Below are 11,351 nucleotides of genomic sequence, written 5' to 3'. Positions count from 1 at the left end.
GAAAGGATGCCGCGTTCAAGGCTGTGCCAGCGTGTAGGTTGCCCGGGTCACGTACGTTCCTGCGGGATGGACGTCTGAATTTGCGTAGGTGAAGCTCATGCAGGCCTCGACCCAGTGGTTCGCGGGAAAGCTCGCGATCTGCACCGGCGTGGTGCCCAGTGTGCCGCCGCTGATGTGTGCATCTCCCGTGGACCAGCTTATTTGTGAAGCGGGGATCGTCCGGGCGCCATTCCTCAGGTCGTCGACCGCTTGCACGGTGAGTGCCGCGGGCGAAGCATTGCCCGGCTTGCGGACGAAGCCGCCGATATAAATCTCGCCGGCTCCACAGAAGCTGCGGCCGTCGTAGCTACTGCGTCGCCCGGAGGCCGTGCTGTCGCCGGACATGGCCAGGGCCGTGCCGTTGCCGGCCTGGCTGGCGGGGACAGTGACGGATACGGTGTTGACCGCTCCGCCCCGGCCTGCCGTAGGGCTTCCTCCGGAGCAGCGGACAAAAAATACACACGGGATCCCGTAACCGTCGGTGTAGTTCGTGTTTTCGTCCTGACGAGCGCGCTCGCCCACCCGGAGGTGGATCGCCCGGCTATCCACGAACCCGAGCTCCAAGGCCACTTCATAGCCTTTGGCCATCTGCGGGAAAAAGCTGCAGGTGACAAGCATCGCAAGGCTGGCGAGGACTCGGGTCATCATTCGCTCGAATGGGGATGGCCGCCCACCAAGGAGCGGCCATCCGGGCCATCACTTGGAATTAAGGCGTTGCAGCGGTGTAGGTGACGGTGCCGGTGTACGTACCGGCGCCAACCACGTTGGTGTTGTCATAGACGAAGGTCCAGTCGGCGCTGGCGTCGATAACACCGTCTGCGTCTGCCGTAACACCCGTGGAGCCATTGACCTGGGGAGCCGGAAGCGCGGCAACGTCCGAGCTGCTGGCCGTGATCTGGTCCCAGTCGATATCGTTCGTGCCGCCGGTGCTGCCAACCGCGTTAATCGCCAGGTTGCCGACGTTGCTGAGCAGGGTGACCGGGATGGCGGCGCCACCGGCGTTGCTCCGGCTCACGGGATTCTGGTCGCCGACGTCCGCGGCGGGCACATTGAATTGGACCAGGTCCACGGTGGTGCCGCTGGAACCGACCTGGAAGCTGATGAACTCGGGAATCACGACCTCGAAATTCAGGTCCGCCGAGGCACCCGTGGTGGAGTTGGTGGCGAAATCGGAATCGGCCAGGGCCGGGGTCATCGCGATCAGGCCGAGGGCCGCCACGCCGGTGAGGGCGAGGCCTCGGATGCTACGGACGTTCTTCATGTGCAGGGTTTCCTGAGTTGTTTGCCTAGGTGGAACGGCTGGATTGTTGGGAGGACATTCCGGGCCGGAACACCGACCGGGGGCACGCAAACTGCGGGCGAGGAAGTAGAAGCAGGAAGCGTGCCAACCAGGGCCGGCCGCCTGCCCGGCTTACCCCGGTCCGCGAAAATGTGCGCTGCGTCGCGGTATGCGAGGGGCGGGCCAGACGCAAATCGGGGCGACGGCCGGCCGTCCCGCCGACGAACGGCAGGTCGAGGGGGGCAAGCGGGGTGAAAATGTGACGCGCTGCGTCACATTTCCGGGAGGTGGGTCACGGTTTCGGGACCGGAGTCCCTCCCACAAAGGCCGCTTCAGACTTCCAGCGAGGCCAGGTCGCCCTTGGCTTCGAGCCAGGCCTTGCGGTCGCTGGCGCGCTTCTTGGCCAGCAGCAGGTCCATCAGGGACCGGGTCTGCTCGGCGTCGTCCACGGTCAGCTGCACCAGCCGGCGGGTGTCGGGGTGGATGGTGGACTCGCGCAGCTGCGAGGGGTTCATCTCGCCCAGGCCCTTGAAGCGGGTGACGCTGACCTGGCCGCGGATCTTCTCGCGCTCGATCCGGTCCAGCAGCAGGCGCTTTTCTTCCTCGTCCAGGGCATAGAACACCTGTTTGCCCACGTCTACGCGGAACAGCGGCGGCATCGCCACGAAGATGTTGCCGGCCCGCACCAGGGCCGGGAAGTGGCGCAGGAACAGCGCCGCCAGCAGGGTGGCGATGTGCAGCCCGTCGGAATCGGCGTCGGCCAGGATGATCACCTTTCCGTAGCGAAGCCCGTCGATGTTCTCCACGCCCGGGTCGCAGCCGATGGCCACGGCCAGGTCGTGCACCTCGTTCGAGGCCAGCACGCCGCCGGACTCGACCTCCCAGGTGTTCAGGATCTTGCCGCGCAGCGGCAGGATGGCCTGGAACTCCTTGTCGCGGGCCTGCTTGGCGCTGCCGCCGGCCGAGTCGCCCTCGACCAGGAACAGCTCGGTGCGGCCCAGGTCCTGGCTGATGCAGTCGGCCAGCTTGCCGGGCAGGGCCGGGCCCTGGGTGATCTTCTTGCGAACCACCTGTTTCTCGGACTTCAGGCGGGCGGCGGCGCGGTCGATCGCCAGCTGGGCGATCTGGGTGCCCAGCTCGACATGCTGGTTCAGCCACAGCGAAAACGCATCGTGCGCGGCGCCCTCGACGAAGGCCGCGGCCTGGCGCGAACTCAGGCGCTCCTTGGTCTGGCCGCTGAACTGCGGGTCGGTCATCTTCAGGCTGAGCACGAAGCTAATGCGGTCCCAGACATCCTCGGGCGCCAGCTTCACGCCGCGCGGCAGCAGGCTGCGGAAGTCGCAGAACTCGCGCAGCGCGTCGGTGAAGCCGCTGCGCAGGCCGTTGACGTGGGTGCCGTGCTGCGCGGTCGGGATCAGGTTGACGTAACTCTCCTGCACCAGCTCGCCCTCGGGCACCCAGGCCACGGCCCAGTCGGCGATCTCGGTGTCCTTGGCCAGGTGGCCCACGAACAGCTCGGCCGGCAGCAGCTCGCGGTCGGAAAGCGCACCGCGCAGGTAGTCGCGCAGGCCGTCCTCGTAGTACCACTCGTCCTTGTCGCCGCTGGCGACGTCGTGCAGCTTCACCGTCAGGCCCGGGCACAGCACGGCCTTGGCGCGCAGCAGGTGGCGCAGGGCGCGCACGGAAATCTTCGGTGAATCGAAATACTTCGGGTCCGGCCAGAAGCGCAGCCGGGTGCCGGTGTTGCGCTTGCCGACCGTGCCGACCACGTCCAGGGCCGAACTGCGGTCGCCGTCGCGGAACTCCATGCGGTGTTCCTGGCCCTCGCGCTTGATGAAGACCTCGACCTTCTTCGACAGCGCATTGACCACGCTGACGCCGACGCCGTGCAGGCCGCCGGAGAAGGTGTAGTTCTTGCCGCTGAACTTGCCGCCCGCGTGCAGGCGCGTGAGGATCAGCTCCACGCCGGGAATGCCTTCCTCGGGGTGCACGTCGACCGGCATGCCGCGGCCGTCGTCGGAGACTTCGACGCTGCCGTCGGCGTGCAGCACGACCTCGATCAGCTTCGCGTGCCCGCCCAGGGCCTCGTCCACCGAGTTGTCGATGACCTCCTGGGCCAGGTGGTTGGGCCGGGTGGTGTCGGTGTACATGCCGGGGCGGCGCTTGACCGGGTCCAGGCCCGACAGGACTTCGATGTCGGCGGCGTTGTAGCGGGTGTTCATGCGGGGGAAAGGCCTTCCTGGCGGGGTCTTGCGGTGGCGGGCAGGATGCGCGGCGGCCCGGGGCCGGTCAAGCCGCGCAAAGCCCGGTCCGGGCGCAAACCCTTGATAAGAAAATGTTTCTCGCCCGAACCGGCGCGAGCCGGTAGAATACGGTTTTCCAGCGCCCCCTTATCCCATGACCCGTCTGATCTTCGTAACTGGTGGCGTGGTGTCCTCGCTTGGCAAGGGCATCGCCGCGGCCTCGCTGGCAGCCATCCTGGAAGCCCGCGGCCTGCGGGTCACCATGATGAAGCTCGATCCCTACATCAACGTGGACCCGGGCACCATGAGCCCGTTCCAGCACGGCGAGGTCTACGTCACCGACGACGGTGCCGAAACCGACCTCGACCTGGGCCACTACGAACGTTTCCTGCGCGTGCGCCTGAGTCGCAAGAACTCGGTCACCACCGGCCGCATCTACGAGAACGTGATCCGCAAGGAGCGCCGCGGCGACTACCTGGGCGGCACCGTGCAGGTGATCCCGCACATCACCGACGAGATCAAGCGCTGCATCTTCGAGGCCACCGACGGCTTCGACGTGGGCCTGGTGGAGATCGGCGGCACCGTCGGCGACATCGAGTCGCTGCCCTTCCTCGAGGCCATCCGCCAGATCCGCACCGAGCGCGGCCCCGACCAGGCCATCTTCATGCACCTGACCCTGGTGCCCTGGATCGCCGCCGCCGGCGAGCTCAAGACCAAGCCCACCCAGCACTCGGTGAAGGAACTGCGCTCGATCGGCATCCAGCCCGACATCCTGGTCTGTCGCAGCGAAAAACCGCTGCCCGACAGCGAGCGCCGCAAGATCGCGCTGTTCACCAACGTGCCCGAGAAGGCCGTCATCAGCTGCGTGGACGTCGCCAACATCTACCAGCTGCCGCTGTGGCTGCACCAGCAGCAGCTCGACCAGATCGTGGTCGAACGCCTGCGGCTCGAGGACAAGGCGGCGGTTGCCGACCTGTCCGAGTGGGAGGCGGTGGTGGATGCGGTGGAAAACCCGGACGACGAAGTCACCGTGGCCGTGGTCGGCAAGTACGTCGACCACCAGGACGCCTACAAGTCGCTGTCCGAGGCGCTCAAGCACGGCGGCCTGCGCCAGCGCACGCGGGTCCGGCTCAAGTGGCTCGAGTCCGAGCAGGTCGAAAAGGACGGCGACGCGGTGCTGTCCGACGTCGACGCCATCCTGGTGCCGGGCGGCTTCGGCGACCGCGGCTTCGAAGGCAAGGTGCTCACCGCGAAATACGCCCGCGAGCATGGCGTGCCGTATTTCGGCATCTGCTACGGCATGCAGGCCGCGGTGGTGGACTTCGCCCGCCACGTGGCCGGCCTGGAAGGCGCCAACAGCACCGAGAACGACCGCCACTGCGCGCACCCGGTGATCGGCCTGATCACCGAATGGCGCACCGCCAGCGGCGAGATCGAGCGTCGCGACGAAACCTCCGACCTCGGCGGCACCATGCGCCTGGGCCTGCAGGAACAGCGCCTCAAGCCCGGCACGCATTCGCGCGAACTGTATGGCAAGGACGTGGTCGGCGAGCGCCATCGCCACCGCTACGAGTTCAACAACCGCTACCGCACCCAGCTCGAGGACGCTGGCCTGGTGATCAGCGCCAAGTCCATGGACGACCTGCTGGTGGAAATGGTGGAACTGCCGGGGCATCCGTGGTTCATCGCCTGCCAGGCGCACCCGGAGTTCCTCTCAACTCCGCGTGACGGCCACCCGCTGTTCATCGGCTTCATCCGCGCCGCGCGCGAGCACAAGGCCGCTGCTTCGCCTGTAGGAGCGCCTTCAGGCGCGAATGCTCCTGGGGAAAGCTTCGCGGCTGAAGCCGCTCCTACAGTGGCTTCTGCGACCTCCGGAGGAAACGCCTGATGGACCTTTGCGGCTTCAAGGTCGGCCTCGACCAGCCCTTCTTCCTGATCGCCGGCCCCTGCGTCATCGAGTCGCTGGAGCTGCAGATGGAAACGGCCGGCCGGCTCAAGGAAATCACCGGCAAGCTCGGCATCCCCTTCATCTTCAAGTCCAGCTTCGACAAGGCCAACCGCACTTCCGGCACCAGCTTCCGCGGCCCCGGCCTCGAGGCCGGCCTGAAGGTGCTGGCGGAAGTGAAGCGCCAGCTCGGGGTGCCGGTGCTGACCGACGTGCACGAATACACGCCGATGGACGAAGTGGCCTCGGTGGTGGACGTGCTGCAGACGCCGGCCTTCCTGTGCCGCCAGACCGACTTCATCCAGAAGGTCGCGAGTGCCGGCAAGCCGGTGAACATCAAGAAGGGCCAGTTTCTTTCGCCCTGGGAAATGAAGCACGTCACCGACAAGGCGCGCGCCACCGGCAACCAGCAGATCATGGCCTGCGAGCGCGGCGTCAGCTTCGGTTACAACAACCTGGTGTCCGACATGCGCTCGCTCAGCGTGATGCGCGACACCGGCTGCCCGGTGGTGTTCGACGCCACGCATTCGGTGCAGCTGCCCGGCGGTGCCGGCGGCAAGTCCGGCGGCCAGCGCGAGTTCGTGCCGGTGCTGTCGCGCGCGGCGGTGGCGGTGGGCGTCAGCGGCCTGTTCATGGAAACCCATCCGGATCCGGAAAAAGCCCTGTCCGACGGCCCCAACGCCTGGCCGCTGCCGAAGATGGCGGCGCTGCTGGAAACCCTGGTCGAGCTCGACCGCATCACCAAGAAAAACGGATTCCTGGAGCAGGACGCATGAACACGGTTGTCGTTGAACCCCTGAAGCACTCCGGCCTCGGTATCGCGGCCACCATCATCGCGGTCGTCGCGGGCCTGGCCCTGCTGGGCGTGTTCGGTTACGCCGGCTACCTCGGCATGAACGCGCCGGGCGGCGAGCTTTCCGAAACCGACCCGCGCGCCATGATGATCGGCGTCGGCATGCTGGCGGCGATGGCGCTGCTGGTGCTGGGCGCCATCCTCGGCGTCCTCGGTCTCTTCGCCGGCACCCGCAAGCGGCTGTTCGCCTGGCTCGGCCTGGTGCTGAACCTGCTGCCGCTGCTTGGCGGCATCGCCCTCGTCATCCTCGGCCTGGCGATGGCCGCCTGAGTCCCGTAAATCAAAAAAGTCAAAAGTCCAAAACCATGACCACCATCAGCAAAGTCCACGCCCGCGAAATCCTCGACAGTCGCGGCAATCCCACGCTCGAAGCCGAAGTCACCCTGGCCAGCGGCCACGTCGGCCGCGCCGCCGTGCCGTCGGGCGCGTCCACCGGCACCAAGGAAGCCGTGGAGCTGCGCGACGGCGACAAGAGCCGTTACCTGGGCAAGGGCGTGCGCAAGGCGGTGGCCAACGTCAACACCACGATTGCTGATGCGCTGGCCGGCTTCGACGGCGCCGACCAGGAAGGCCTGGACCGCAAGCTGATCAACCTCGACGGCACCGAGAACAAGGGCCGCCTCGGCGCGAACGCGCTGCTCGGCGTGTCGATGGCCAATGCCCACGCCATCGCCGCGGCGCGTGGCTTGCCGCTGTGGAAGCACCTGGCCGGTGACCGCGCGCCGGTGCTGCCGGTGCCGATGATGAACATCATCAACGGCGGCGCCCATGCCGACAACAACGTCGACATGCAGGAATTCATGGTGCTGCCGGTGGGCTTCGACAGCTTCTCCGAGGCGCTGCGCGCCGGCACCGAGGTCTTCCACGCCCTCAAGTCGGTGCTCAAGGGCAAGGGCCTGGGCACCGCGGTCGGCGACGAGGGCGGTTTCGCGCCCGACCTGCGTTCGAACGAAGAAGCGATCGAGGTCATCCTCGAGGCGATCGGCAAGGCCGGCCACCGCGCCGGCGAAGACATCCTGCTGGGCCTGGACGTGGCCAGCTCGGAGTTCTTCGACAACGGCAAGTACAACCTGGTCGGCGAGGGCAAGCGCCTGTCGCCGGAGCAGTTCGTTGATTTCCTGGCCGGCTGGAGCGCGCAGTACCCGATCATCACGATCGAGGACGGCATGGCCGAGAACGACTGGGACGGCTGGAAGCTGCTCACCCAGCGCCTGTCGGGCAAGGTGCAGCTGGTCGGCGACGACCTGTTCGTCACCAATCCGAAGATCTTCCGCGAGGGCATCGACCAGGGCGTGGCCAACGCCATCCTGATCAAGGTCAACCAGATCGGCACGCTCACCGAAACGCTCGACGCCATCGCGATGGCCGACGCCGCGAACTACGCCGCCGTCGTCTCGCACCGCTCGGGCGAAACCGAGGACACCACGATCGCCGACATCTCGGTGGCCACCACGGCCACCCAGATCAAGACCGGCTCGCTGTGCCGCAGCGACCGCGTGGCCAAATACAACCAGCTGCTGCGCATCGAGGAGGCGCTGGGCGACCAGGCGCGTTACGCCGGCCACGACGCTTTCGTCAGCCTCAAGCGCTGAGCCCCGCCCTTGCGCCGCTGGTGGCCCATCGCACTGCTGCTGCTCGCCCTGGTGGGCCTGCAGGCCAAGTTCTGGTGGGGTGACGGCGGGCTTCGCCAGGCGCGGGCGCTGGAGGCGCGCGTCGAGGTCCAGCAGCGCGAGAACGCCCGGCTGCAGCAGCGCAACGACGCGCTGTCGGCCGAGGTCGAGGACCTCAAGTCGGGCGAAGCCGCGGTCGAGGACCGGGCCCGCAGCGAACTCGGCATGGTCAAGCCGGGCGAGGTCTTCTACCGGGTGGTCGAACCCGCCCCGGCGGAGGCCGGAGCGGACGACGGTGCGGGGCCTGGCCAGTGAGCTGGGCAATCGTGCCCGCCGCAGGGCGCGGCAGCCGCTTCGGCGGCGATACGCCCAAGCAATACCTGTCCCTGGCCGGTCGCCGGGTGATCGAACACAGCCTGCGCGCCGTGCTCGACCATCCCGACGTGGACGGCGCGGTGGTCGCGCTCTCGCAGGACGACAGCCGCTGGCCGGGCTGGCGGGAAATCGGCGGCAAGCCCGTGCTCACCTGCGTGGGCGGCGGCGAGCGCGCCGACTCCGTGCTCGCGGCGCTGCACGCGCTGCCGGCCACCGTCAGCGAGGACCAGTGGGTGCTCGTGCACGACGCCGCGCGCCCCTGCCTGCACCGCGACGACCTCGCCCGGCTGCTTTCGGAAGGCCGCGAAGACCCGGTGGGCGCGCTGCTGGCCGCACCGATGCGCGACACGCTGAAGCGGGCCGACGACCAGCGCCGCTGCCTGGGCACCGAACCGCGCGAAGCGCTCTGGCGCGCGCTGACCCCGCAGCTTTTCCGCCGCGGCGGCCTCACCCGTGCACTGGCGGCGGCCCTGCGCAGCGGTGTCCGCGTGACCGACGAGGCGATGGCCGTCGAACGCCTGGGCCTCAAGCCTCGCCTGGTCGAAGGCCGCGACGACAACCTCAAGATCACCACCCCGGCCGACCTCGCGCTGGCCGAGTTCATCCTTTCGAAAGCAGGCAAATGACCGACATCCGCATTGGCCAGGGTTACGACGTACATGCTTTTGGCGACGGCGACCATGTTGTCCTGGGCGGCGTGCGCATTCCGCACGAGCGCGGCGTGCTGGCGCACTCCGACGGCGACGTGGTCATCCATGCGCTGTGCGATGCGCTGCTGGGCGCGCTGGCGCTTGGCGACATCGGCGTGCATTTCCCGCCGTCGGACGATCGCTGGAAGGACTGCGACAGCCGCGTGTTCCTGCGCCACTGCGCCGCCCTGATTGCGGAACGCGGCTGGCGGCTTGGCAATGCCGACGTGACCGTGGTCTGCGAGCGGCCCCGGGTGGCGGCGCATGCACCGGCGATGCGCGCCAACCTCGCCGCCGACCTGGGCGTGGACGCGGACGCGATCAGCGTCAAGGCCACCACCTCCGAGAAGCTCGGATTCACCGGCCGCGGCGAAGGCCTGGCAGCGATGGCGGTGGCGCTGCTGGTGCGCCGGTGAGCGGGCTTCCCGGCGGCTACGGCGGGGCGGTGCTGGTCGCTGATTTCCGCAGCCGGCCCGAGGATTTCCTGGTCGAGGAACTGCCCGGCTTCGAAGCGGCGGGGCAGGGCGAGCACCTGCTGCTGACCATCGAAAAGCGTGGGCTCACGACCGTGCACGCCGCCCGCCGGCTTGCCCAGTGGGCCGGCATCGCGGACGTCGGCATCGGTTACGCCGGCCTCAAGGACCGCCACGCGGTCACCCGGCAGCGGTTCTCGGTGCACCTGCCCAAGCGCGTGGCACCGGACCTGGCGAGCCTGCAGGACGATTCGCTGCGGGTGCTGGACCATGCCTGGCACAACCGCAAGCTGCCACGTGGCGCCCTGCGCGGCAATCGCTTCGAGCTGGTGCTGCGGCAGGTGCAGGGCGAACGCGATGCCATCGACCAGCGCCTGCAGGCTATCGCGCTGGGCGGCCTGCCCAATTATTTCGGCGAACAGCGTTTTGGCCGCGACGGCGACAACGTCGAGTCCGCGCGGCGCATGTTCGCGGGCCAGCGGGTGCGCCGCGAGCAGCGCTCGATCTACCTGTCGGCGGCGCGTTCGGCCCTGTTCAACGCCGTGCTGTCGGCGCGGGTGTCGGCCGGCGACTGGGCGACGGGGCGCGAGGGCGAGGTCTGGATGCTGGAAGGCAGCCAGTCGGTGTTCGGCCCGGAGCCGGCCAGCGGGGAGCTGGCCGACCGCGCCCGGAGTCTGGACATCCATCCCACCGGTCCGCTGTGGGGACGCGGCGAGCTGCGCTGTGCCGGCAGCTGCCGGGAGCTCGAAATGGCGGCAGTCGATGGCTTCGCCGACTTGCGCCAAGGCCTGGAGGCCGCGGGCCTGAAGCAGGAGCGGCGGGCGCTGCGCGTGCGCGTCGCGGACCTGGACTGGACCTGGTCCGAAACGGACCAGCTGGTCCTGCGCTTCGGGCTGCCGCCGGGCGCCTACGCGACCGGGCTGCTGGCCGAACTCGGCGAGGTCCGCGACGCCCATTCCAGGGCCTGATCGCCGGCACTTGCGCCGGCCGCCGGCAGGCGTAGTCTGGGGCCGCGGTTTTCCAGATCCCAGGAGGTCGCCATGAACACCGCCCGCAAGCCCCTGTTCCTTGCCTTCGCCGCGCTGCTGCTGGCCGGCTGCGCCACCACCGACACGGCCAGCCTGTCCGGCCGGACCGGCAAAGCCACAGTCCACGCCGACGTGGCCTACATCCAGGCCGTCGAAAAGGCCGCGAAAGAGGCCGGTGTCGGCGTGGTCTGGGTGAATCCGCCGATGGAACGCCGGGACGACTGATCAGCCCGCGGAAGGTGTCTGTTCGCCGGGGCGTTTGCGCGCCAACAGCACCAGCACCGCGCCGGTCCCGCCCATCGCTTCCGGTGCGGAGGCGAATGCCAGCACGTCCGCGCGCTGGCGAAGCATCCGGTCGACCAGCGCCTTGAGCACCGAGCCGCCGGCGGCGGCGCGCAGCCCCTTGCCGTGGATGATGCGAACGCAGGCATGCCCACCGGCGCGGGACTGGGCCAGGAACTCGCGCAGCCAGCGTTCGGCTTCCGGGGCGCGCATCTGGTGCAGGTCGAGTTCGCCGCCGATGCTGTACTGCCCGCGCTTGAGCGCCTTGAGGACCTTCTCGGGCACCTCGTCGCGACGGTAGGCCAGGGCCTCGGCCGCGTCGATCGTCGCTTCGAACCAGCCGGCCTGCCGGGATTGCTGCAGCGCCAGTGCCTCGTCGATCTCGCGCATGCGCGGGCGCGGGGCCGGGCGCGGCCGCGCCGGCTCAGGCGGCGGCGCCTCGAACCGGCGCACTTCACCGATCGCCTCCCGGAAAAGGGCGGCATCGTCCTCGGTGACGGGTGCGGGCGGCTTGCGCTTGGCCATGCATGCAGGT

The 11,351-nt window shown here is 68.6% G+C and carries 13 protein-coding genes; 9 read left to right on the top strand and 4 right to left on the bottom strand.

Features of this window, described 5'->3' with window-relative positions:
- Positions 1-15 precede the first annotated feature (15 nt).
- From ACE3TE_RS02580 to parE, 3 genes are all read right to left on the bottom strand, one after another.
- A complete protein-coding gene (locus ACE3TE_RS02580; protein ID WP_374601886.1) occupies positions 16-684 on the bottom strand; it encodes a hypothetical protein in 669 nt (222 codons plus the stop codon).
- Positions 685-745: 61 nt separating this feature from the next.
- Positions 746-1,300, bottom strand: coding sequence for a hypothetical protein (locus tag ACE3TE_RS02575; RefSeq protein WP_374601884.1), 555 nt, complete (start codon positions 1,298-1,300; stop codon positions 746-748).
- 350 nt (positions 1,301-1,650) lie between these two features.
- Positions 1,651-3,540 (bottom strand): DNA topoisomerase IV subunit B, encoded by a 1,890-nt coding sequence (gene parE / locus ACE3TE_RS02570; protein ID WP_374601882.1) that lies wholly within the window; start codon positions 3,538-3,540, stop codon positions 1,651-1,653.
- A gap of 175 nt (positions 3,541-3,715) precedes the next feature.
- On the opposite strand from parE, the gene ACE3TE_RS02565 reads away from it, so the two are divergent.
- The 9 genes from ACE3TE_RS02565 (at position 3,716) to ACE3TE_RS02525 (ending at position 10,759) form a co-directional block, all read left to right on the top strand.
- Positions 3,716-5,449, top strand: a complete 1,734-nt coding sequence (locus tag ACE3TE_RS02565; protein ID WP_374601880.1) for a CTP synthase — start codon at positions 3,716-3,718, stop codon at positions 5,447-5,449.
- Entirely contained in the window at positions 5,449-6,282 is an 834-nt protein-coding gene (gene kdsA, locus ACE3TE_RS02560) for a 3-deoxy-8-phosphooctulonate synthase (protein WP_374601878.1), read from the top strand. Before ACE3TE_RS02565 ends, kdsA begins: the two co-directional genes overlap by 1 nt.
- Positions 6,279-6,629 carry a hypothetical protein gene (locus ACE3TE_RS02555; RefSeq protein WP_374601876.1) on the top strand — a complete coding sequence of 117 codons (351 nt, stop codon included), beginning with the start codon at positions 6,279-6,281 and terminating at the stop codon, positions 6,627-6,629. Before kdsA ends, ACE3TE_RS02555 begins: the two co-directional genes overlap by 4 nt.
- 35 nt (positions 6,630-6,664) lie before the next feature.
- Entirely contained in the window at positions 6,665-7,951 is a 1,287-nt protein-coding gene (gene eno / locus ACE3TE_RS02550; protein WP_374601874.1) for a phosphopyruvate hydratase, read from the top strand.
- A 9-nt stretch (positions 7,952-7,960) separates the two neighbouring features.
- Positions 7,961-8,284: a cell division protein FtsB gene (ftsB, locus tag ACE3TE_RS02545; protein ID WP_374601872.1), complete on the top strand. Its 324-nt coding sequence runs from the start codon at positions 7,961-7,963 to the stop codon at positions 8,282-8,284.
- Entirely contained in the window at positions 8,281-8,970 is a 690-nt protein-coding gene (ispD, locus tag ACE3TE_RS02540) for a 2-C-methyl-D-erythritol 4-phosphate cytidylyltransferase (RefSeq protein ID WP_374601871.1), read from the top strand. The genes ftsB and ispD overlap by 4 nt, the downstream gene beginning before the upstream one ends.
- Positions 8,967-9,449, top strand: a complete 483-nt coding sequence (gene ispF / locus ACE3TE_RS02535; RefSeq protein ID WP_374601869.1) for a 2-C-methyl-D-erythritol 2,4-cyclodiphosphate synthase — start codon at positions 8,967-8,969, stop codon at positions 9,447-9,449. The genes ispD and ispF overlap by 4 nt, the downstream gene beginning before the upstream one ends.
- Positions 9,446-10,474 (top strand): tRNA pseudouridine(13) synthase TruD, encoded by a 1,029-nt coding sequence (gene truD / locus ACE3TE_RS02530; RefSeq protein ID WP_374601868.1) that lies wholly within the window; start codon positions 9,446-9,448, stop codon positions 10,472-10,474. Before ispF ends, truD begins: the two co-directional genes overlap by 4 nt.
- A gap of 72 nt (positions 10,475-10,546) precedes the next feature.
- A complete protein-coding gene (locus tag ACE3TE_RS02525) occupies positions 10,547-10,759 on the top strand; it encodes a lipoprotein (RefSeq protein ID WP_374601866.1) in 213 nt (70 codons plus the stop codon).
- Here the strand turns inward: ACE3TE_RS02525 and ACE3TE_RS02520 are convergent, their stop codons facing one another.
- Positions 10,760-11,341, bottom strand: a complete 582-nt coding sequence (locus tag ACE3TE_RS02520) for a Smr/MutS family protein (protein ID WP_374601865.1) — start codon at positions 11,339-11,341, stop codon at positions 10,760-10,762.
- Positions 11,342-11,351: the final 10 nt, after the last annotated feature.

Origin of the sequence: Arenimonas sp. (assembly GCF_041919775.1) — a bacterium.
GTDB lineage: Bacteria > Pseudomonadota > Gammaproteobacteria > Xanthomonadales > Xanthomonadaceae > Arenimonas.
Note: the sequence above shows the minus strand (reverse complement) of the source record. Positions and strands in the feature narration are given on the sequence as shown.

What these genes read in the sequence shown, in the direction of transcription:
- ACE3TE_RS02580 (WP_374601886.1), bottom strand. Translation starts at nt 684, where the DNA reads ATGACCCGAGTCCTCGCCAGCCTTGCGATGCTTGTCACCTGCAGCTTT.
- ACE3TE_RS02575 (WP_374601884.1), bottom strand. Translation starts at nt 1,300, where the DNA reads ATGAAGAACGTCCGTAGCATCCGAGGCCTCGCCCTCACCGGCGTGGCG.
- parE (WP_374601882.1), bottom strand. Translation starts at nt 3,540, where the DNA reads ATGAACACCCGCTACAACGCCGCCGACATCGAAGTCCTGTCGGGCCTG.
- ACE3TE_RS02565 (WP_374601880.1), top strand. Translation starts at nt 3,716, where the DNA reads ATGACCCGTCTGATCTTCGTAACTGGTGGCGTGGTGTCCTCGCTTGGC.
- kdsA (WP_374601878.1), top strand. Translation starts at nt 5,449, where the DNA reads ATGGACCTTTGCGGCTTCAAGGTCGGCCTCGACCAGCCCTTCTTCCTG.
- ACE3TE_RS02555 (WP_374601876.1), top strand. Translation starts at nt 6,279, where the DNA reads ATGAACACGGTTGTCGTTGAACCCCTGAAGCACTCCGGCCTCGGTATC.
- eno (WP_374601874.1), top strand. Translation starts at nt 6,665, where the DNA reads ATGACCACCATCAGCAAAGTCCACGCCCGCGAAATCCTCGACAGTCGC.
- ispF (WP_374601869.1), top strand. Translation starts at nt 8,967, where the DNA reads ATGACCGACATCCGCATTGGCCAGGGTTACGACGTACATGCTTTTGGC.
- ACE3TE_RS02525 (WP_374601866.1), top strand. Translation starts at nt 10,547, where the DNA reads ATGAACACCGCCCGCAAGCCCCTGTTCCTTGCCTTCGCCGCGCTGCTG.
- ACE3TE_RS02520 (WP_374601865.1), bottom strand. Translation starts at nt 11,341, where the DNA reads ATGGCCAAGCGCAAGCCGCCCGCACCCGTCACCGAGGACGATGCCGCC.